Annotated in this window: 17 protein-coding genes; 10 read left to right on the top strand and 7 right to left on the bottom strand. The window is 67.9% G+C overall.

What is annotated here, in order from left to right; translation table 11 throughout:
- The first annotated feature begins 9 nt into the window (after nucleotides 1-9).
- Complete coding sequence (locus AC1DFR_RS13805) at nucleotides 10-1,278, top strand: M20 metallopeptidase family protein (RefSeq protein WP_476873645.1); 1,269 nt, start codon at nucleotides 10-12, stop codon at nucleotides 1,276-1,278.
- Nucleotides 1,279-1,301: 23 nt separating this feature from the next.
- Complete coding sequence (locus AC1DFR_RS13800) at nucleotides 1,302-2,591, top strand: MFS transporter (RefSeq protein ID WP_476873644.1); 1,290 nt, start codon at nucleotides 1,302-1,304, stop codon at nucleotides 2,589-2,591.
- 87 nt (nucleotides 2,592-2,678) lie between these two features.
- On the opposite strand, the gene AC1DFR_RS13795 is transcribed toward AC1DFR_RS13800, so the two are convergent.
- Complete coding sequence (locus AC1DFR_RS13795; RefSeq protein ID WP_476873700.1) at nucleotides 2,679-3,914, bottom strand: MFS transporter; 1,236 nt, start codon at nucleotides 3,912-3,914, stop codon at nucleotides 2,679-2,681.
- Between the two features lie 154 nt (nucleotides 3,915-4,068).
- Between AC1DFR_RS13795 and trmB the strand changes: the two genes are divergently transcribed.
- Together trmB and AC1DFR_RS13785 are read left to right on the top strand one after the other, a co-directional pair.
- Nucleotides 4,069-5,025 carry a tRNA (guanosine(46)-N7)-methyltransferase TrmB gene (gene trmB, locus AC1DFR_RS13790; RefSeq protein ID WP_476860221.1) on the top strand — a complete coding sequence of 319 codons (957 nt, stop codon included), beginning with the start codon at nucleotides 4,069-4,071 and terminating at the stop codon, nucleotides 5,023-5,025.
- A 102-nt stretch (nucleotides 5,026-5,127) separates the two neighbouring features.
- Nucleotides 5,128-5,934, top strand: a complete 807-nt coding sequence (locus tag AC1DFR_RS13785) for a DUF1206 domain-containing protein (RefSeq protein ID WP_230007768.1) — start codon at nucleotides 5,128-5,130, stop codon at nucleotides 5,932-5,934.
- A 74-nt stretch (nucleotides 5,935-6,008) separates the two neighbouring features.
- Here the strand turns inward: AC1DFR_RS13785 and AC1DFR_RS13780 are convergent, their stop codons facing one another.
- Together AC1DFR_RS13780 and AC1DFR_RS13775 are read right to left on the bottom strand one after the other, a co-directional pair.
- Complete coding sequence (locus tag AC1DFR_RS13780; protein WP_476860222.1) at nucleotides 6,009-6,692, bottom strand: anti-sigma factor family protein; 684 nt, start codon at nucleotides 6,690-6,692, stop codon at nucleotides 6,009-6,011.
- Nucleotides 6,689-7,198: a sigma-70 family RNA polymerase sigma factor gene (locus AC1DFR_RS13775; RefSeq protein ID WP_026538160.1), complete on the bottom strand. Its 510-nt coding sequence runs from the start codon at nucleotides 7,196-7,198 to the stop codon at nucleotides 6,689-6,691. The genes AC1DFR_RS13780 and AC1DFR_RS13775 overlap by 4 nt, the downstream gene beginning before the upstream one ends.
- 186 nt (nucleotides 7,199-7,384) lie before the next feature.
- Here AC1DFR_RS13775 and AC1DFR_RS13770 point away from each other — a divergent pair, with 186 nt between their 5' ends.
- A complete protein-coding gene (locus tag AC1DFR_RS13770; RefSeq protein WP_230010865.1) occupies nucleotides 7,385-7,912 on the top strand; it encodes a COG4315 family predicted lipoprotein in 528 nt (175 codons plus the stop codon).
- A gap of 162 nt (nucleotides 7,913-8,074) precedes the next feature.
- On the opposite strand, the gene AC1DFR_RS13765 is transcribed toward AC1DFR_RS13770, so the two are convergent.
- The gene (locus tag AC1DFR_RS13765; protein WP_476873643.1) at nucleotides 8,075-9,019 is read right to left on the bottom strand and encodes a DMP19 family protein; all 945 of its coding nucleotides are present in this window, start codon (nucleotides 9,017-9,019) and stop codon (nucleotides 8,075-8,077) included.
- 196 nt (nucleotides 9,020-9,215) lie between these two features.
- Between AC1DFR_RS13765 and AC1DFR_RS13760 the strand changes: the two genes are divergently transcribed.
- Nucleotides 9,216-12,620 carry a DEAD/DEAH box helicase gene (locus AC1DFR_RS13760; protein ID WP_476873642.1) on the top strand — a complete coding sequence of 1,135 codons (3,405 nt, stop codon included), beginning with the start codon at nucleotides 9,216-9,218 and terminating at the stop codon, nucleotides 12,618-12,620.
- Nucleotides 12,621-12,656: 36 nt separating this feature from the next.
- Here the strand turns inward: AC1DFR_RS13760 and AC1DFR_RS13755 are convergent, their stop codons facing one another.
- Both AC1DFR_RS13755 and AC1DFR_RS13750 read right to left on the bottom strand, forming a co-directional pair.
- Entirely contained in the window at nucleotides 12,657-13,124 is a 468-nt protein-coding gene (locus AC1DFR_RS13755; protein ID WP_230008238.1) for a hypothetical protein, read from the bottom strand.
- 9 nt (nucleotides 13,125-13,133) lie between these two features.
- On the bottom strand, nucleotides 13,134-15,086 hold the full coding sequence (locus tag AC1DFR_RS13750) for a primary-amine oxidase (RefSeq protein ID WP_476857020.1): 1,953 nt from the start codon (nucleotides 15,084-15,086) through the stop codon (nucleotides 13,134-13,136).
- Between the two features lie 118 nt (nucleotides 15,087-15,204).
- On the opposite strand from AC1DFR_RS13750, the gene AC1DFR_RS13745 reads away from it, so the two are divergent.
- The 3 genes from AC1DFR_RS13745 to AC1DFR_RS13735 all read left to right on the top strand — a co-directional run bounded on the left by AC1DFR_RS13745 (nucleotide 15,205) and on the right by AC1DFR_RS13735 (nucleotide 17,698).
- Complete coding sequence (locus tag AC1DFR_RS13745; protein WP_223917200.1) at nucleotides 15,205-15,795, top strand: TetR/AcrR family transcriptional regulator; 591 nt, start codon at nucleotides 15,205-15,207, stop codon at nucleotides 15,793-15,795.
- A 123-nt stretch (nucleotides 15,796-15,918) separates the two neighbouring features.
- Nucleotides 15,919-16,890 carry an AraC-like ligand-binding domain-containing protein gene (locus AC1DFR_RS13740; RefSeq protein WP_476873641.1) on the top strand — a complete coding sequence of 324 codons (972 nt, stop codon included), beginning with the start codon at nucleotides 15,919-15,921 and terminating at the stop codon, nucleotides 16,888-16,890.
- A 547-nt stretch (nucleotides 16,891-17,437) separates the two neighbouring features.
- A complete protein-coding gene (locus AC1DFR_RS13735) occupies nucleotides 17,438-17,698 on the top strand; it encodes a hypothetical protein (protein ID WP_476873640.1) in 261 nt (86 codons plus the stop codon).
- 147 nt (nucleotides 17,699-17,845) lie between these two features.
- On the opposite strand, the gene AC1DFR_RS13730 is transcribed toward AC1DFR_RS13735, so the two are convergent.
- Nucleotides 17,846-19,315, bottom strand: a complete 1,470-nt coding sequence (locus tag AC1DFR_RS13730) for an APC family permease (RefSeq protein ID WP_476873639.1) — start codon at nucleotides 19,313-19,315, stop codon at nucleotides 17,846-17,848.
- A gap of 332 nt (nucleotides 19,316-19,647) precedes the next feature.
- Between AC1DFR_RS13730 and AC1DFR_RS13725 the strand changes: the two genes are divergently transcribed.
- The gene (locus tag AC1DFR_RS13725; protein WP_476873638.1) at nucleotides 19,648-21,057 is read left to right on the top strand and encodes an aldehyde dehydrogenase family protein; all 1,410 of its coding nucleotides are present in this window, start codon (nucleotides 19,648-19,650) and stop codon (nucleotides 21,055-21,057) included.

The following is a 21,057-nucleotide window of genomic DNA, read 5'->3' as shown; positions in this document are numbered from 1 at the left end:
GGAGAACACGTGCCGATCACCGCAGATGCCCGGGAAATGCAGACGGACCTTGCCCGGCTCCGCCACGAACTGCACCGGGAACCCGAGATCGGCCTGGCGCTGCCCCGCACCCAGGAGAAGGTGCTCAAGGCCTTGGACGGGCTTCCCTACGAGATCACCCTGGGCCAGGAGACGACGTCGGTCACCGCAGTACTGCGGGGCCAGGGGCCCGGGACCGAAGGGGGCTCCCGCCCGGCGGTGCTGCTGCGCGCTGACATGGACGGCCTGCCGGTGCAGGAGAAGACGGGCGTGGACTACACGTCCAGGATCGACGGCGCCATGCACGCCTGCGGCCACGACCTGCACACCTCCATGCTGGCAGGGGCCGCCACCCTCCTGGCCGAACGCCGGCACCAGCTGGCCGGCGACGTCGTCCTGATGTTCCAGCCCGGCGAGGAAGGCTTCGACGGCGCGAGCCACATGATCCGCGAAGGCGTGCTGGATGCAGCCGGCCGGCGCGTGGACGCCGCCTACGGCATGCACGTGTTTTCCGCCCTCGAACCGCACGGCACGTTCTGCACCAAGCCCGGCGTCATGCTGAGTTCCTCCGACGGCCTGATGGTCACCGTGCTCGGCGCCGGCGGTCACGGGTCGGCCCCGCACTCGGCCAAGGACCCCGTCACGGCGGCCGCCGAGATGGTCACTGCCCTCCAGGTCATGATCACCCGCCAGTTCAACATGTTCGACCCAGTAGTCCTCTCCGTGGGGGTCCTCCAGGCCGGCACCAAGCGCAACATCATCCCGGAAACCGCACGCATCGAGGCCACCATCAGGACCTTCTCCGAGGAAGCCCGGCAGAAAATGATGGATGCCGTGCCGCGGCTGCTGAAGGGAATCGCGGCGGCACACGGCCTGGACGTCGACGTCGACTACCAGCAGGAGTATCCGCTGACCATCACGGACGAGGACGAAACGCACACCGCGGAGAACGTCATTGCGGGCCTGTTCGGCGACTCCCGGCTCTCCCGCTGGGCCACCCCGCTGAGCGGCTCCGAAGACTTCTCGAGGGTTCTGGCCGAGGTCCCCGGCACGTTCATCGGGCTGAGCGCCGTCCCCCGGGACACCGACCATGCCACCTCCGCGTTCAACCACTCCCCGTACGCCACGTTCGACGACGGCGTGCTGGCTGACGGCGCCGCACTCTACGCCGAGCTCGCCATCTCAAGGCTGGCCGCACTCGCGGCCGCCGACGCTCCTGCCGCGGCCAACACGGTTGCCGCCGCCTCCGCCCTTTCCTAGCCCGCACCCCGAGGGAGAAGACCATGACTGCAGCCACGATCACGCCGGCGGCAACCCGAACATCCACCCGCAAGACGCTCGTCGGCACCGGCATCGGCAATGCCGTCGAATGGTATGACTGGGCCATCTACGCCACGTTCACGCCGTTCATCGCCAGCCAGCTTTTCAGCAAGTCGGATCCTGCGTCCGCGGTGCTGTCCACGCTGGCGATTTTCGCCGTCGGCTTCGTTGCCCGCCCTTTCGGCGGCTTCCTGTTCGGTTGGATCGGTGACCGGATCGGCCGGAAGGCTTCCATGACCCTGGCCGTGGGGCTGGCGTCGGTGGGCAGCCTGATGATCGGCATCGCGCCGACGTTCGCGGCGGTCGGCGTCTGGGCATCGCTCACGCTCCTGGTGGCGCGCCTGATCCAGGGCCTGGCCCACGGCGGCGAGCTGCCGTCGTCGCAGACGTACCTGTCCGAAATGGCGCCGAAGGAACACCGCGGCTTCTGGGCCACGCTGATCTACACCTCCGGCACCGTGGGTATCCTGTTCGGAACCCTGCTCGGTGCCGTGCTGAACATGACGCTGAGCACCGAACTCATGAACGCGTGGGGCTGGCGCATCCCGTTCCTGATCGGCGCGGCCATGGGTCTCTACGCGCTGATCATGCGGTCCCGGCTGCACGAAACGGACGTCTTCGAGGGTGAGGCCGCGACGGAGAAGCGCGCTCCGATCTGGCCGCAGATTGTCCGCCACCGCAAGCAGGCCCTCCAGGTGATCGGCCTGACGGTCGGCCTGACCGTGATCTACTACATCTGGGGTGTCGTCGCCCCCAGCTACGCCACCACCGCCCTGAAGATCGACCGGGGCGAGGCCCTGTGGGCCGGCGTGATCGGCAACATCGTGTTCATCGCGGCGCTGCCCTTCTGGGGCAAGCTGGCGGACCGGATCGGACGCAAGAAAGTGCTGTGGGCCGGTGCGATCGGCGCAGGAATCATGCACTTCCCGATGACCGCCCTGCTCAAGGATTCCGCCTGGCAGCTGGCCGTCAGCATGTCCGTCATGCTGATCTTCATCGCCGCCAGCGCGGCGATCGTCCCGGCCGTCTACGCCGAGCTGTTCCCCACCAGCATCCGCACCGTGGGCGTCGGAGTGCCCTACTCGATCTGTGTGGCCGTGTTCGGCGGAACCGCGCCCTATCTGCAGCAGTGGCTCGGCACCACCGTGCAGATGCCGCAGCTGTTCAATGTGTACGCCGTGCTGCTGCTTGCCATCTCCGCGGCCTGCGTCTTCACCATCCCGGAAACCAAGGGCATGGACCTCACGCTCTGATCCGGTCCCGCCCGGTTGAGCTATCAGCTGTGGCTGTTCTGGAGGGTCCAGGACAGCCACAGCTGATAGCTCATCGCATTTAAAACATCAGTCGCCGATGTAGCGGTCGCGCCCGGCCCGGTACCCGAACACCGCTGCTAGAGAGCCCACCAGCATGAACAGCACACCCGCCGCGGCAAAGGATCCGGTGGACTGGTGCAGCTGGCCGACCAGGAGCGTGCCGCTGGAGCCAATCCCGTAGCCCACGCCCTGCATCATCCCGGAAAGGTGGGCCGCGGTGTGCCCGTCCCGGGTGCGGACCATGATCAGCGTCAGCGCGGCGGCGGTCAGGCTTCCCTGCCCCAAGCCGAGCAGCCCGGTCCACAGCCACAGGAGTTCCACAGGCCCGAAGATGCTCAGCGCGAAGCCACCGCCGGTCATGAGCGCCACCACCGTGTTGAGGGCACGCTGGTCCCGGAACCTGGTGGCCAGCGCCGGCGCGAACAGCGAGCCCAGCATCTGCAGCGCAATCGAGGCCGAGACGGTCAGGCCGGCCGTGCCGCCGTCCACCCCCCGTTCGCGCAGGATCGGCGCCAGCCAGGCGAAGACGCTGAAGGACATCATGGCCTGCAGGACCATGAACCCGGTCACCTGCCAGGCCACGGCGGAACGCCAGACGTTGACGCCTCCGGCCGGCCGCGCCGCCCCGCCGGGACGGGCCCGGAGCGCCGGCGGCAGGAACAGCAGAAGGACGACGCCGGCCGGCAACGCCCAGAACCAGAGCGCCGCCGTCCATTCCCCGCTCGCGCGGAAGACCGGGAACGTGAAGCCGGCACCGAGCGCGGCCGAGGCACAGATCGCCGTGGTGTAGAGGCCGCCCATGAGGCCCAGGCGATGCGGAAAGTCACGCTTGACCACGCCCGGCAGCAGCACGTTGCACAGTGAAATCGCGGCCCCGCACGCGGCGGTCCCGGCGAGCAGAGCCGGAAGGTGGCCGGCCGCCGGCAGCTCCAGGGGCCGCAGCAGCAGCCCGGCGGTGAGCACCGCCATGGCACCGAGCAGCACCCGTTCGGCCCCGAACCGGCGTGCCAGCCCAGGGGCGAGCGGAGCGAACACCCCGAGCAGCGTCACCGGGACGGTGGTGAGCACCATGACCGCCCAGGCCGGAAGCCCGGCGTCGGCCGTCACCTCCGGCAGTACCGCAGCGAAGCTCGAAAACACTGTGCGGAGGTTCAGCCCGATCAGGACCAGGCAGATCCCCAAATACGCGAGCTGCCGGCGGCCGGCAGCGCGCGGCGGCCCGACGGGGCCGTCCCGGAGAACGGCGCCGGCCGAATGGTCCAACTCGTCAGTTTTCCCAGCTGAGGTCACCCGCCCCATTCTTGCAGGCCCGCGTCTTCACCCCTTCCCTTCAATCCTTCCTCCGCGGCCGGCCCGCCGGGGCGGCCGCGGGATCCCCGGGCGGCCCGGCCCGGCGAACTCAACTATTCTGGAAGGGATGAGCGAATCCCCAGAATCCCCCGGCCTGCAGGCAAACCCGGAGTCCGGCTTCCCGGACCAGAGCCAGTTGCCGCGCCCCGTGACCCCCGGCAGCCAGGCCTCGTTCGGCACCTATGGGGGCCGCCCGGTGAGCTTTGTACGCCGCGGCACGCGCCTTCAGGGCCGACGCCAGGCGGCCTGGGAGGAACACGCAGACCGTTGGGCGGTTGAGGTCCCCCGCCATGTCGCCAACACCTCCGTCCACCCGGACTATGTGTTCGACGCAGAGGCCGAATTCGGCCGCACGGCTCCGCTGGTTGTCGAGATCGGCTCCGGGCTGGGCGACGCCGTTTGCCACGCCGCGGAGCAAAACCCGGACAAGGACTTCCTGGCCGTGGAGGTTTACACCCCCGGCTTGGCCAACACCTTGATCAAAATCAACAGCCGCGGACTGAGCAACGTGCGGGTGGTCGAGGCGAACGCCCCTGAGGTGCTCGCAACCATGCTCCCGGCTGGCTCCGTCACGGAACTATGGGTGTTCTTCCCGGATCCATGGCACAAGTCCCGGCATCACAAGCGCCGCCTCATTCAACCGGCGTTCGCTGATCTCGCCGCCCGGGCCATCAGGCCCGGCGGCATCTTCCGGATCGCGACCGACTGGTCCAACTACGCCGTTCACGTCCGCGAGGTCATGGCGGGCTCGGCGGAGTTCGAGAACCTGCACGAGGGCGAGCGCGCCGGCGCGGACAGCCCCCTGACCCAGGTGTGGGAATCCGGCGTCGAGTCCCGCGTGGGCGGAGCACCGGTCAAGGAAGGCCGGGCGCCGGTCAGCACCGAGCACACCGGACCCAACGAGGGCGTCGACGGGACCGGCGGGTGGGCGCCGCGGTTTGAGGGCCGTATTCTGACCAGTTTCGAAAACAAGGCGCACGAAGCCGGCCGCCTGATCTTCGACCTCAGCTACCGCCGGATTTAGGCACCACGGCGCGCGGGTACCTTTTGTTGAGCGGCTTCGCGTGGCACGATTACGGAACGAACCACGCTGGGTAGTACTAAGGAAACGATCATCAAACGAGAATTGAACGACGCTGCTGACGTCGCCGAGGACGTCACCAATTCGAAGCCCCTCGAAATCGCAGCGCGGGCCGGGTTCGCCGTGTCGGGGTTGCTGCACTTCCTCATCGGGCTGGTCGCGATCCGGCTTGCCATGGGCGGCCAGGGCCAGGCCGATGTCAGCGGCGCGGTGGAAGAGCTCGCCGGGCAGCCGGCGGGGCCGTTGCTGCTCTGGACGTCGTTTGCCGCCTGCGTGGCGCTGGCCATCTGGCAGGCGTCCGACGCCATTTTCGATTTCGGGCACCTGCCGACCAAGAAAAAGGTCGGCAAGAAACTCAAGGCGGCCCTGCAGGCCGTGGTGTACACCGCGTTCGCCCTGACGCTCGCGTCGGTCGCCACCGGGGCCGGCTCCGACAACCGCGAGTCGACGTCCGATATGACCGTAAACCTCATGAAGGCACCGGGAGGCGTCGCACTCCTGGTGATCATCGGCGCCGCGGTAGCCGTCACCGGGATCGTCTACGCGATCCGCGGCTTCAAGAAGTCCTTCATCAAGTACCTGCGGATGCCGTCCCAGCCGCAGGCGCGCACCGCAGTGACGGTGATCGGCATGGTGGGCTACGTTGCCAAAGGCTTTGCCCTGCTGCTGGTGGGCCTGCTCATCATCATCGCCACGGTGAAGGCACACCCCGAAGAGTCAACCGGGCTCGACGGCAGCCTGAAGGCCCTGCGGGAGCAGCCGTTCGGCGTGTACCTGCTGGCCGCAGTGGGCGTAGGCCTGATCTGCTACGGCATCTACATGGCGATGCGGGCCAAGCTCGCGAAGATGTAGGCCCGCGTCGGTTTCCATGTCCCGGACCGGAAGCATGTCCCGGACCGGACGGACCGCAGCGCCCCACGAGTGGGCTACCCCTGGGGCACGGCGATGACAGCAACGGTCTGCTGCTGCTCATCGCGCATCTCGACACTGGCGATCCTGGCCAGCTGCACCGGCGTCGCCCCGGTGATCCGGACTCTGCCGGTGGGCGTCGCCGTCCACGCGCAGGCGCGGTCCACGCCGCCGTCACGGTCCTTTACCCAGAGTGAGAGGGTCCCGGCGACGGGCAGGCTGCGGCCGTCCACCGCCAGTTCGGTGCCCCAGGTTTTCTTGACGAGCCCCACCGTGACCTCCAACCCGCTGCTGGCCGCAACGGAATAGCTCGCGTCCGGTTTGGCGGGTTGGCTCAGCAGCGGACCAGCCAGGATCCCCAGCCCCAGGCATGCGGCGGCCGCCGCGGCCACCGCCGACGTCCACCGGCGCCGCACCTTCCGGCGTCGGGCGGCGAGCTCGTCCAGGAGCCGGCTTGGGACAGGTTCGGGTTCCGGCGGGACCAGCGCGCGGTCCCGGGCGGCCGCCGCCGCGGCGGTTAGCGCGACGGCGTCGGACACCGGGATCGCGTCCAGCAGCGCGGGGAGGCTGGCAAGTTCGTCCAGCTCCTGGCGGCAGTGGGCGCACACGGCAAGATGCTGCTCGAAGGCCGCGGCTTCGGCCTGCTCCAGCCCGCCGAGCAGGTACGCGCCGAGGAAGTGATGCAACTCGGTCCCGTTCACTGCTGCACCCCCATTTCGTCGAGGATCGTCCGTAGGGCCCGGACGGCGTAGAACGCCCGGGACTTCACCGTGCCGCTGGGGATCTTCAATTGGGCGGATGCCTCCTGGACTGTGTAGCGGCGGTAGTGGAGCGCAACAAGGACTTCGCGGTGTTCCGCGCTGAGCCGCAGCAACGCCTCCTCCATCAGCACCTTGTTGAGCAGTTCGTCGATGCGCCCGGCGCCGACGCCGCCTTCCGGGAGGGCCTGGACATCGCGGTCGCCGGCTTCCTGCGGCCGCCTTTGGGCCTTGCGGTAATTGTCGATCATGATGTTGCGGGCCGTCCGGAACAGGTAGCTGCGCAGGCTGCCAGTGATCTGCGGCGCCTGCTGCCAGACCCGCAGCACCGTCTCCTGGACGACGTCGTCGGCGAGCTGAGGATCCCGGGAGACGCTGAGGACAAAGCGTTTCAGGGCCGTTCCGTGGTCGCGGTAAATCGCAGCCACGACGTCTTCGTCCAGCGGCATTGCCCACCTCCCGGAAATTCGTGCTCTGCCCCTCTACGACGTACGGGCAGGCCCAATAGTTCAGTGTGCCCCAGGACAGCCCGACACGAACATGTCGGTTCCGTCATGAACCATTCCGCTCTCCATGGCGTCGTATCTCGTAGCGCCGGCCTCCGAGTTGGGCTGGCTCGAGTCTAGGAGCAGCAAATGAAGAAGCATCTCAGCATTGGCTTGTCCGCGTTCGCTCTGGCCGCCCTCCTGTCCGGCTGCGGCGGCGGAACGACCACGACGCCGACGTCGGCGGCACCGGCCACGTCGGCTCCCGCAGGGTCCAGCGCGCCGGCGAGTTCCGCGCCGTCGTCCATGACCGCGGCGGAGCTCTCGGTGGGCGAGTCCAAGGCGGGCCAGATCGTGGTGGCCGACCAGGGACTGAGCGTCTATTTCTTCACCAAGAACACGAAGGATTCCGGGAACAGCGTCTGCACCGGCGCGTGCCTGACGTCGTGGCCCGCTGTCACGTCGACGACGGCGACTCCCACAGTTAACGGCGTCACCGGCAAGGTCGGAACCATTCCCACGGCTGACGGAAAGATGCAGGTGACCATCAACGGGATGCCGATCTACTACTACTCCAAGGACCAGGCCGCGGGGGACATCAACGGCCAGGGCGTCGGCGGGGTCTGGTTCCTCGTGTCACCCTCCGGGGAAATGATCACCGCACCGCCGGCCGGGTAGGCTCACCGGCCGCGGATCCGCGGCCGGTCCGCCGGGCAGGAAAACTAAACCCGGCACGGCCGGGCCAGAGTTAGTCGGCACGGGTTGCTCAACACGGCACGGCCGGCGCCTGCATTTGGGGGCAGACGCCGGCCGTACCGGAAAACTGTCGCGGAAGGCCGCCTACGGGCGGGCCTTTTCGAACTCCGTTGACCCTGCGAACTCAACAGCCCCTTCGAAGTCAACAGCCTCTTCGAACTCCACAGCCGCGAGGATTTCCTGGGTCCGCGGATTGAGCATGAAGGCCTCGTCGTCGTCCTCCAGCATGAGGAATTCGCCCTGTTCCGTGGTGAAGTGCCAGGCCAGGGTGGTCTCCCCGTTGTGCTCATAATTCGGATCGCCCATGGTGATCCGCACCAGGCTGTGGCCCGCGAGGCCGCACAGCTCGCGGATGATCTGCTCGAACTCCGGCGCGTCCAGGAGCGCCTCCTCGGCGGCTGCCGCCTGGCGCTCCGCGAGGTCGGAAAGCCGGGCCACCCGCCCGGCAATGTGGGCGTCGAGGTCGTCGTCGGAAAGGACCAGCAAGTCCTCCTGACCGCGCAGCCACGCGGCATTCAGCGCAGCGATGTCCTCTGTTGCGAGGATCGACTCGAATTCCCCGTCCAGTTCTTCGATGCGCCGAACGGCGTCGGAGACCCCGTCGCCCGGTTCGTCTTCCTCTGTGCTTCCGGCGGCCCAGCCGCTGCCGCCGTCGAGGTAGCTGTCGACGTCGGTGTCGGTCAGGGCGCCGAAGGCGGCCACCGTGCGGTTGAAGAGCTCCAGGTGCGCGGCGGCACCCATGGCCTCCAGGCCTTCCCGGACGTAGGGGTCGACTTCCTCGCGTTCGGGCGCGGTGAACACGTACTGCGCGAAACCGCCGGCCAGCGCCTGCGTGAGGTAGAAGTCCACGTAGTAACTGCGCAGCGCGGCCGGGGAGATCTCTTCCGTGTCCAGCAACTCCTCGAACATGGCGTTGACCACGTTGACGTTCGCGTCGACAACGTCCTCGTTTCCGCCTTTGAGGCTTTCGGTGGTCAGCACGGTGGGGTAGCTGTGGGCGGACTGGATGGTGGGCTCACTGTGGGTCATGCGGAATCCTTACTGCTGGCGCTGCTGATACTCCGGACCTCTCCACGGTAGGGCCGTCGTCACGGCCGGCGGCCGAGCCCCGGTTGAACGTCAGGCGAAGTTTGAGCGGCGCTTGTGCTGGCGGCGGCGAAGTTCCAGGGTCCCGGCCGGCTCGGTAAGATGGATCAGATGACCACCTGCCGAAAGTAGCGCGCACATGCCATCCCATCCGGACGAGAGTGCGGCACTGGCAATACAGACTCCCGCGATCAACGACCGCTCCCTCGCGGCCGGGCTCGCCTACGCCATGGGGAGCCGCGTTTCCGGGATCTCCTTCGACGCCGCCACAGGCCTGCTGCTGGGCAAGGTGCGGGGCGGTTCCGACGTGCCCTATTCCACGACGGCGAAGCTGGTCCGGAAGGCAGGCGGCTGGAGCTGCACGGTGGGCGTCTGCAGCTGCCCGGTCCGCAAGGACTGCAAGCACGTGGCGGCCCTGCTCTTCGCGGCCGAAGACAACCCCGCCACCAGGATGCAGCTGCTGGCCCCCGCCGAGGGCACGCGGCTGTCCCGCCAAAGCGCGCCACCGGAAATGGCCGACTGGGAGCAGGCCCTTAGCCCCCTGATCGCCCACCCGGGGATCACGCCGTCCGCCAACGGCACCCCGCTGGCGCTCCAGTTCGACGTCGAGGAACCCGCCCCGCACTTTTCCTACACGGGCCGCCGCGACCCGCTCCGCAGCGTCCGCCAGCTCAAGGCACGCCCCGTCATCATGGGCGCCAAGGGCAAGTGGATCCGCGGCGACGTCTCCTGGAGCACGCTGAGCTACCTGAACTACCGGCGCGAATGCAACGAGGCGCACGTCGAGTGGATGCAGGAATTCCTCGCCTCGCACACCGCTGTGGCAAACCGCCAGCACTCCGGCACCGGACTGTGGCTGGGACTGAACACCTATGCCGGCAAGAACCTCTGGAGCCTGCTGTCCCAGGCCCAGAAAATCGGCGTCGCCCTGGTGCACAGCCGCGGCACGGAGCCGGTGCGCCTGGTCGAGCAGCCTGCCGCCGTCGGGCTGAACCTGGCGCGCATCGGCACCGGCGGGGACGACGGCGGTCTGGAGCTCGCGCCGACCATCACGGTCGAAGGTGAGGTGGTGGATCCGGCGTCGGTCGGGACCATCGGGCGCCCGGCCCACGGAATCTTCCTGGCGTCCGGCGGCGGCGCCCTGCCCGGTACCGCCCCCGCCGACCCCGTCATCACCCTCGCCCCGCTGGAAAGCGGTCTCAGCGAGGAACTGCTGACCTTCGTCACGGGCGGGACCACCCTGCACATCCCCGCACGGGACGAAAGCCGCTTCCTGACCGGGTTCTACCCCAAGCTCAAGCAAACCGCCCGGGTTACCGCCTCCGACGAGTCGGTGGAACTGCCCACGCTCGCCGTCCCCACACTGTCCCTGCTGGCCAATTACGGGGCCGACCACCGGGTCCGGCTGCATTGGGAATGGCACTACACGTCCGGAAACCTCGTCACGGCGCAGCCGCTGTGGCGGCACCCGGGCGATCACGGCTACCGGGACGACCCGGCCGAGGCTCGCATCCTCGAGGCGGTCGGGCAGCCCTGGGACGTCGTGCCTGCCCTGGGCGAATCCGCGACCGGCGGCTGGGGCACGCCGCGCCTGGCGGCCACGGCAGAGCTGGCCGGACTGGACACCCTCGCCTTCACCGAGGACGTGCTCCCCCGGCTCCGCGACCTCCCCGACGTCTCCGTGGATACCTCCGGCGAGATTGCGGACTACCGCGAAGCCGACGAGGCCCCGGTGGTGGCGATCTCCACGAAGGCGACGGACAGCCGCGACTGGTTCGATCTGGGCATCGTCATCACCCTGGAGGGCCAGCCGGTTTCCTTCGCGGCACTGTTTTCCGCCCTCGCCGCCGGCCAGACCCGCATGCTGCTCCCCAGCGGGGCGTACTTCGCGCTGGACCTGCCGGAGCTGCACCAGCTGCGGGCCCTGATCGACGAGGCCCGCTCCCTGCAGGACAACCCCGGCGACAAGGACGCCCCGCTGCAGATCAGCCGCTTCCAGGCCGGGCTGTGGGACGAGCTCGCACACCTGGGCATCGTGGATGAACAGGCCGCGGCGTGGCGCGAGTCCGTGGGCGGTCTCCTCGAAGGTGGCATCAAGGGCCTTCCGCTGCCCGGGTCGCTGAACGCCGAGCTGCGCCCGTACCAGTTGGAGGGCTTCAACTGGCTGAGCTTCCTGTACCGCCACGGCCTCGGCGGCGTGCTGGCCGACGACATGGGCCTGGGCAAGACCGTCCAGGCCCTCGCACTGATCTGCGCCGCAAAAGACGCCGCCGCAGGCGATGAAGCCGGGCCCGGGTCCGGGGCCGCCCCGTTCCTCGTCGTCGCCCCCACTTCCGTGGTGGGCAACTGGGAGGCGGAAACGGCACGGTTCGCGCCCGGGCTCAGCGTGCGCGCCATCGGCGAAACCTTCGCCAAGAGCGGCTCGCACCCGGCCGAGGCGATGGCCGGAGCGGACATCATCATCACCTCCTACGCCCTGTTCCGGATCGACTACGAGGCCTACGCCTCCCAGACCTGGGCCGGGCTGGTCCTGGACGAGGCGCAGTTCGTCAAGAACCACCAGTCCAAGGCCTACCAGTGCGCCCGCAAACTGCCCGCCGCCTTCAAACTCGCCATCACCGGCACGCCGCTGGAGAACAACCTGATGGAGTTCTGGGCACTGACCTCGATCGTGGCTCCCGGGCTCTTTTCCAGCCCCAAACGGTTCGCCGAGTATTACCAGAAGCCGGTGGAGAAGAACGGTGACAAGGGGCAGCTGGACAAGCTCCGGCGGCGCGTCCGGCCGCTCATGATGCGGCGCACCAAGGAACAGGTCATCAGTGACCTGCCGCCCAAGCAGGAACAGATCCTGGAAGTCGTGCTGAACCCGCGGCACCAGAAGGTCTACCAGACCCACCTGCAGCGGGAGCGCCAAAAGATCCTGGGCCTGATTGAGGACGTCAACAAGAACCGGTTCACCATCTTCCAGTCGCTGACCCTGCTCCGGCAGCTGAGCCTGGATCCCTCGCTGATCGATCCCTCCCTGTCCGGGGTGCGCTCCAGCAAGCTCGATGTCCTGTTCGAGCAGCTCGCGGACCTGGTGGCCGAAGGACACCGGGCCCTGATCTTCAGCCAGTTCACCGGTTTCCTGGGCAAGGTCCGGGAGCGCCTGGTCGAGGAGAACATCGAGTTCTGCTACCTGGACGGCGGCACACGCAACCGCACCGACGTCGTGAACGAGTTCAAGAACGGCGCCGCGCCGGTGTTCCTCATCAGCCTCAAGGCCGGCGGCTTCGGCCTGAACCTCACCGAGGCCGACTACGTGTTCCTGCTGGACCCGTGGTGGAACCCGGCATCGGAGGCCCAGGCCGTGGACCGGACCCACCGGATCGGCCAGGCCCGGAACGTCATGGTCTACCGGCTGGTCGCCAAGGACACGATCGAGGAGAAGGTCATGGCGCTCAAGGCGAAAAAATCCCAGCTCTTCGCCGACGTCATGGAAGGCGACGCACTCACCGGCGGCGCCCTGACGGCGGAGGACCTGGCGGGGCTGTTCAACGACTGACGCTGACCAACCCGGAAGCAGCGCTTCAGCTGCGCTTCAACCAAGATACGGCCGACCGGGGTCCGCCCGCAGCCGGGCCAGCAGCGTCGCGGCGATTAGCGCCGTCGTCATTTCCAGCGCGATGACTGCCAGCAGCGCCCCGGAGCCCGACGGCGCCGCGCCGGCCCCTGCGGCCACTGCGGCGGTTCCATGGTGACTGTGGCCCGTGCCGCCGGCTCCCGTGCCGAGGAGCAGGACCGCGTGCACCGCGGTCATGGCCAGCGCCGCGGCCATCACCTGGCGAAGGGCCCTGAGCCTGCCGTGGCGCCAGATGTGCACGGCGCACGGCAGGCACACTGCCACCATGGCGAGCATGAGCACGTTCAGCCAGGTCCCGTGCTGGTTCCCGGCGGCCAGCCACAGATGCGCGAGGCACGACGCCGCGGTCACGGCGGCGCAGATCCGGGAATGGAAGACGACGCCGGCGGGGCCGGCCCGGCGGCCCAAGCTGGCTGCGACACTCACGGCGTCGGCCTAGCTGTGGCAGTGTGCGCCGGCGTCGCCATCGCCATGGCAGCCAGAGGACTGTTGAGCGTTGGCCGGCACGTCCAGCACGGGGCTCCGGTCGAAGAAGCCCTCGGGCCGGAGCTTGAAGCCGACCGTGTCCACCGGCATGATGGGCCAGTCCTCCGGACGCGGGAAGTGGGTCAGGCCGAAGGTGTGCCACACCACGATGTCCTGGCCGTCGATGTCGCGGTCCTGGGCAATGTAGGCCGGCAGGCCTGCTCCCCCGGCGTGCTGGTTGACGAAGTCGCCCGTGGGGTACCGCTCCTCCTCCGCGAACCGCGTGACCCACAGGTCCTTCGTGGCAAAGGCGGCGCGCCGGGCGATGGAGGACTCCGGGTCTGCCAGGAGAGTGGGCTGGCCCTGGGCATGCAGCTTGTAGCCCACGGGATCGCCCAAGCGGTTGCGTGATTCCGGGTTGGAAATGATCCAGGTCCGGCCGCTGCGCGCGTCGGCTTCCCGGACGGCTTCCGACTCGCGCGCCAGGACAGTCCGCTTCCGGGAGAACGCGTTGCCGCGTTCGTTGCCCTCGCCCATTCCCTGGCGGACCACATCCTCTTCCTCGACCCGGTTGGTGAGGCCGTCGACCGCCATGTCCAGCCGCGCGCTGAACAGGTGCTGGTGGTACGGGGCGCCCAGGCCCGGAGCCAGCTGGGAGATGTTGGCCGAGCCGCCTTCGGGGTAGGCGGAGGTGAAAACCACGCCGGTGGCCTTGGCCTCGAACTCGATGGTGCCGTCGAGGTAGAGGTACCAGTAGAAGCCATAGTCGTAGTTGCCGATGGTGGTGAAGAACGAGATCACCAGGCGGCGGTTGCGGCGGGTGTAGTTGATGCCCGTCCAGAGGTCGCTGTGCTTGGCCAGGATCCCCCAGTCTTCCTCGTGCATGCAGATGCCGTTGCGGATCTCGCGGGGGTTGCCGAAGGCGTCGCTGATGACGGGGCTGAGGTAGGTGATCTCGCCGAGGCAGTCGCAGCCCAGTTCCAGGGAGTTGGCGTACTGGCCCACGAGGTATTCGCCGGTGTCGAAGTAGTTCTGCCACGACCGGATCGGCGACGGGTCCCCGTACGGGACCACCATTTCGGCGATCGATGCGCGGTTGATGATGGGCCGCAGGCGGTCGCCGTCCTGGAAGGCAAGGTTGTGCAGCACCACCCCCTCGCGGACGTCGAAGCCGACGTCGAGGCTCCATTTTTCCCATTCGACGTGGTTGCCGCCGGTGACCGTGAAGCTGGGCCCGTCCGGCTGCGTGATGTTGATGGGCTTCTGCGTGGTGCGCAGCGGGCCGGTGAGCTCCGGATCGGTGTAGTTGCCGTGCTCCGCGGGAATCGGGACGGCGCCGGTGTCCAGCACCTGCGTCACTTCCTGGCTCACGACGTCGACATAGGCCACGAGCCCGTCCACCGGGTGCGCCCAGGCGCTGTCCTCGGGGAAGTCCTGCACGAAGGCCAGGCCACGCAGGATCCGGCGGCCCCTTTCCTCCGGGTACTCGAAGACGCCGGCGGACAGCGGGGCAACGCGGACCTTGCTGACGTCCAGACCGCGACTGGCGAGGGCCTTGAGCCAGCGCTCGTCCGTGGCCAGGAGCTGTTCGACGACTTCGAATTCCTCCTCGAGCACCGGGAGCTCGCCGGTCGCCGCCGTGTCCAGCTCGACGGCGGAAACCACCGTGCCGCTGGAGACCGAAACGGTCACATCGGCCGGCCTTCCCCCTGCGGCATCGTGCAGGAAGACCCGGAACCGGCGGTCCTCACTTTCGGCCGGGGCGTTCCGGGCGGGGTCCAGCAGACCGAGGTACGCGATGCGCCGGGTCCCGCCCAGCAGTCCCGCGGCACGCAGGATGCCCTGGACCGCGGTGATTTCGGCGCCCGTGGCCAGGCTGTAGGGGCTGTAAGGGGTGCGGGTGTCAGTTTGTGCGGTCATCATGACGGCCTTCGTTCGGTGACCCTGGCGGGTCAGAACTTTATTTTCTATAGTTGTAGAGAATACGGAAATGTAAGCTGTGCCACAAGAGTCCGACGCAAAATATTTGGGGAGCTGTCCGGTGCCAAAGATTGTCGACCACGACCAGCGGCGGCTTGAACTCGTCGACGCCACGTGGCGGATCATCGCCCGGCTCGGGATTGAAAGTGCCACCATGCGGGAAATTGCCCTCGAGGCAGGTTTCGCGAACGGCGCCCTCAAGCCCTACTTCCCCACCAAGGATGACCTGCTGACCTTCGCGTTCGGGCACGTCTTCAACCGCACCAACGAGCGCATCGCTGGAGTCACCGCCGGGCAGGCCGGACTGGCGGCCCTGCGGTCGTTTTGCGTCGAGGTGCTGCCGCTGGATGAGGAGCGGATCAACGAGGCCCGGATTGTCATCCCGTTCTGGCAGAAGGCCATCAATGACCCCGGCAAGGCCAGGATCCACCGGGATTCGATGGAGCAGTGGCTTGCGGCGATGCGGCGGTACCTTGCCGAGGCGCGGCAGGCCGGCGCCGTCACCACCGCCGTCGACGACGCCGCCCTGGCCGGGCAGCTGCTCAATCTCCTCCTCGGCGCGCAGATTACGGCGGCACTCACCCCGGAAGGCCAGGTGGAACTCGGGCTGAACGAGCAGCTGGAGGGCTTCCTGACCCTGCTGGCCTGCTAGGCCCCAGGCAATCTTTATTCGCCGAGCGTCGAAAAAAGATGACATCGGCGGGCCGCGCCGCTACCCTGAAAGGACTGTGTCCCATGACACATTCCAAGAATTATGACGGCGTCAGGATCTTCGATGACTGCAGTTGCAACCCGCCCAGTGGCCAGCCCCGCCGGACAGGATGTCCTCACCAGCACAGCAGAATCTTTCGACCACTGGAGGCACCTGGTCGCGGAGTCCTTCGTTCCCCTGGCCGCCTCGAGCGCCGATGCGGACAACTTCCGCGGCCGCATGCGGGCCCGCAGGCTGGACCGGGTGGCACTCGTCGAGGTCTCCTCCTCGAGCCATGAGGTCCACCGCACGCCGGCGCTGATTGCGCAGTCCAACCAGCGCTATTTCAAGCTCAATCTCCAGCTGCAGGGCACCGGGCTCCTCATCCAGGACAACCGCGAGGCGGTCCTGCATCCGGGCGATCTCTCCATCTATGACACCAGCCGCCCGTACACGCTTGCCTTCGAGGGCGACGCCCGGCTCATGGTGCTGATGTTTCCCTGGGACGCGCTGTCCCTGCCGCCGGACTGCATCGCGCAGCTTTCGGCGCTGCGGATGGCCGCCGACGGGGGCCTCGCCGCGATCGTCGGTCCCTTCATCGCCCATCTCGCGGAGAACCTGGAGGCGCTGAGCGGCCCCAGCGGATCGCGGCTGGCCACCAACGCCCTTGATCTCGTCTCCACGATGCTGCATTCGGAACTGGGCATGGCCCCCGACCGTATGAGGCCCCAGGCCCTGTTGGCGGCATCCGTCCGCGAGTACATCGATGCCCACCTGGCCGATCCAATGCTGTCACCGGCGTCCATCGCGGCGGCCCATTTCATCTCCACCCGGCACCTGCACAACGTCTTCCATGAATCCGGGACCACCGTGGCGAGCTGGATCCGGACCCAGCGGCTGGAGGGGGCGCGCCGCGAACTGCGCGATCCGCTCCTGGCCGGAATGCCGGTCGGAGCCGTGGCCGCGCGCTGGGGCTTCCTGGATGCGGCCCATTTCAGCCGCTCCTTCCGTGATGCCTTCGGTGAGTCCCCCAGCGACTGGCGGCGCGGCGCCTGAGCCTGGCCTTCACCCCCTGCCGAGAGCACCTGCCGTCGTCAGCACCCGCCAGCCGGGACTCAGAGGCGCCACGTCATCAATAGCGGTCGTCAGTGCGCGATTCGTCCTCATGCCGTCCCGCCTTCGGCCGGGCGGGACCGGGTCATGCCGGTTGACGCCAGCCACAACATCTCAGTCCAGTTTTTTCCAAGGGCTATTCCGGACAATACGAGGTGCTCGGACGGCGTTCGCGGCTCCCACTATGCGAACACGTCCAAGCCAGGTTCGGTACGCAAGGCATGGCCTTACCAGGGCTGATGTCAGGGAACAGGTGACGACCAACGGGGGCGCTATGAATCGATCTGCCAAGTCAATGATTTGCGCCGTGCTGTTTACCTGTCTGGCTTTGGTGGCCTGCGGCCCGCCGGAGACGCGACTCTCTTCAGCGGAGACGGCAGCACCCGCTGGTGCAGCCGCATCCGCAAATCCATCCGCGTCCGCCGACCCGGCTGCGTCGTCCGTGGGAACCGTCGATGCGGGCGCGCAACAGCGGGTCAAGAATCTGTGCATGGATCAATTCAAGGCCCAGGCCTCCGGTGCAACCCCCGCGCCGGGCCAGCTGCGCCCCGCCCCGAAAGTCACGCTGGTGAGCGTCAAATATCTTGGAGAGATCAAACAGATCTCGCTTCCGGACAGTGCCTCCGGTTACGAACTCGGCGTCGAATTCGTCTACAAGATCGGACACGATGATTCCAAAACCGCCACGAAATTCTGCCGGGTAAATTTGACCGACTCGACCGTGGACTGGAAATGGACGGCGAGCCCCTAATCAGGGCCTGGACTATCTGTGCCAGCCCGACGTCGAGGGCTCTGAGACTGACACTAAGAGACGGGAGAGGCTCCGCCGGGGAAGCCGGGCGGAGCCTCTCTGCAGTCCAGAAACGCGATACCGCAACTCTGTGCCCAAGGCTGATCGTTAGGCAGTGACCCCTGCGCGCGCGGCCCTGCGCTCCACGGCAATTTCCACCAGCACACCGGCGGTAAACACAATGGGTACGGTCAGCAGCAGGCCCACGGCCGTTTCGGCACTGCCGCCGATCAGAGCGGTGAAGTTGACGATGACGAGGGACAGGACCCAGCCAAGCAGCAGGGTGGCGAGCACCGGTGCCACCGCGGTCTGCCAGAGCTGGCCGGACACCCTTTCCCGCCGGAAGTAGGCGACGACGGCCAGCGAGCAGAGCATGTACAGCACCAGGAGCGCGGCCACGGCCAGCCCGCTGAACCAGGAAAAGAGGGTGAGGACAGGATCCAGGGACAGCACCGCGAACGGCGCCACGAGCAGGAAGGCGACCACGGTCTGGATCCGCGCAGCGACGGCGGGCGCCTTGTGCCGGTTGGTCCGGGCCACTCCGCGGGGCATCGACCCGCGCAGGGCCAGCGAATGGAGGTAGCGGTTGATGCCGTTGTGGAAGGCGATGATGCCGGCCAGCAGGGAGGTCACGAGCAGCATGCCGGTGACCGTTCCGGCCCACGGCCCGAACAGCTCCACCATCGGCGTCAGCACGAACGCGGTGGAATCGCCCGATTCGAGGGCCGCGCCCGCGGCGTCGATGACGTGCGAGGGTCCGTAGTAGCTGACCAGCATCCAGGAAATGAAGGAGAAGAAGACCGCGATGACGACTACCGAAAGGTACGTGGCCCGGGCGACCGTGCGGTGGGCGTCCTTGGCCTCGGCCGAGTAGATGGCCGTTGATTCGAAGCCGAACATGGAGGCGACGGCGAACATGATGGCAACGCCCGGGGCGCCTGCGCCGATCGCCGCGGGAGAGAAGGACGCCGCCAGGCTGATCCCCTCCGGCCCGCCGCCCCGCAACAGCACGGTGAAGCCGAACATGAGCAGGATGGCGACCTCCAGGCCCACCAGCACCGCCAGGACCCGCGCCCCGAGTTCGATGTTGAGGGAGCCCAGCACCTGCACGCCCGCCATGGTGATGGCGGCTAGAAGCCACCAAGGGACCACGATCCCGGCAGATCCGAGGAGGCCCGAGAACGCCGCGCCGTACAGCCCATACATCGCGGCCTGGACCGTGCTGTACGCGAGGAGCGCGAGCCACGCCGCTCCCGCGCCAACCTTCCGTCCGAAGGCGGCGGTGACATAGGCGTAGAAGGCGCCGTTGGCCTGGATCTTCCGGCTCATGGCCACGAAGCCGACCGCGAAGATCACGATGACGATGCCCACCACCAGATACGCGCCGGGCGCGCCGGCGCCGTTGCCGAGCGCTGCGGCCAGGGGTGATGCCCCGACGATTCCGGTCAACGGCGCCTGGGCTGACAAAACAAAGAAGAGAATGCCCATGACGCCGACGCTGCCGGCACGCAGCGCGGTGGAGTGCTCCGTGCGGGGGCTGGATTCTGCGGTCCGGGAATCTGAATTTGAAATACTCATCGGATCCTTCTTAACGGTCATGAGTCTGGGAGATGGGGTGCGTTGCACCGTGAAATCCAGCATGGCAGGTGGCGCCCGTCACGCTTTTGTCGATTAGCGACCGGTTGTTGTTCCTGAGCGTAGTCAGCACCAGGCCCTGCGCCGGCCGCACGGCGGGCCGGACGCCCTCGGGTCCGCAGCCTCAGGAATAGCTTTCGGTGTTCCGTTCGCTCCCGCACAACAGCTCTTCGCGGATAGACAAGCCCCTCGGCCCCTCGCCGGAGCACGCTTGAAACAGCACTCTTAGGCCGCACCGGCCGCGTTCTCTGACCTACTCGATGTGGAGTACCCCCATGGAAACCTACGACGCCCTACTCGCCTCGATCACCCCGGTGGCCGGGGAAACCCGCACGATCTTTGACCCGGCCACCGGACAGCCGGTCGGCGAAGCACCCGTCCACACCGTTCAGGACCTCGAAGCCGCCATCGCCGCCGCAGCCGCCGCGCAGCCGGCCTGGGCTGCGCTGGGCCACGACGCCCGGTCCGCCGCGCTGCTCAGGGCCGCCGACGCCGTCGAACGCTCCGCCGAGGAACTCGCCCGCCTGCTCTCCCGCGAGCAGGGCAAACCCCTGAACGGCCCGAACGCCCGCTTTGAGGTCGGCGCCTGCGCCGCCTGGCTCCGCGTCGCCGCCGGCACGCCCCTGGACCCCGAAACCGTGGTGGACGACGGCGAAACCCGCGCCGAACTGCACTACCGGCCCATCGGCGTCGTCGGCGCGATCGGCCCCTGGAACTGGCCCATGATGATCACCGTCTGGCAGCTCGCCCCAGCCCTGCGCATGGGCAACGCCGTCGTCATCAAGCCGTCCGAATACACCCCGCTGTCCGTCCTTGCCCTCGTCGAAATCCTCAACCAGGAACTCCCCGAAGGCCTCCTCACGGCGGTCTCCGGCGGCCGCGACGTCGGCGAGGCCCTGGCCGGACACCCCGCGATCGGCAAGATCATGTTCACCGGCTCCACCGCCACCGGCAAGGCCATCATCAAATCCTCCGCCGACACGGTCAAACGCCTCACCCTGGAGCTCGGCGGCAACGACGCCGGCATCGTCCTTCCCGACGCCGACCCGAAGGCGATCGCCGAGGGCCTGTTCTGGGGCGCCTTCATCAACACCGGCCAGACCTGCGCGGCGCTCAAGCGCCTCTACGTCCACGCCGACATCTATGACGCCGTCTGCGAGGAACTCGCCACTGTGGCGCGGGCCATGCCCATGGGCAACGGACTCGACGAGGCCAACGTCCTGGGCCCGCTGCAGAACCGCCAGCAGTTCGACATCGTCGCCAGCCTCGTCGAAGCAGCCCGCGACTCCGGCGCCAGGATCCTGCTCGGCGGCAACCCGGAGAACGACCAGCCCGGGAACTTCTACCCCACCACCCTCGTCGCGGACATCGCCAACAGCAACCCGCTGGTCGCCGAGGAGCAGTTCGGCCCCGCCCTGCCGATCATCCGCTACGGCACCGTGGACGATGCCATCGCCATGGCCAACGCCGTCGACGTCGGACTCGGCGCCTCGGTCTGGTCCTCCGACCCCGCCGAAGCACGCAAGGTGGCGGCCCGGCTCGAGGCCGGCACCGTCTGGATCAACAAGCACGGGGCCGTGGACCCCCGCATCCCGTTCGGTGGCGCGAAGCAGTCCGGCTACGGACTCGAATTCGGTGTCGAAGGCCTCAAGGCCCTCGGCGTTCCGCAGGTCATCAACGGCTGA

Source organism: Arthrobacter sp. 05T410 (assembly GCF_056396505.1).
The sequence above is the reverse complement of the archived record's forward strand: the minus strand, read 5'-3'. Positions and strand labels throughout refer to the sequence as shown.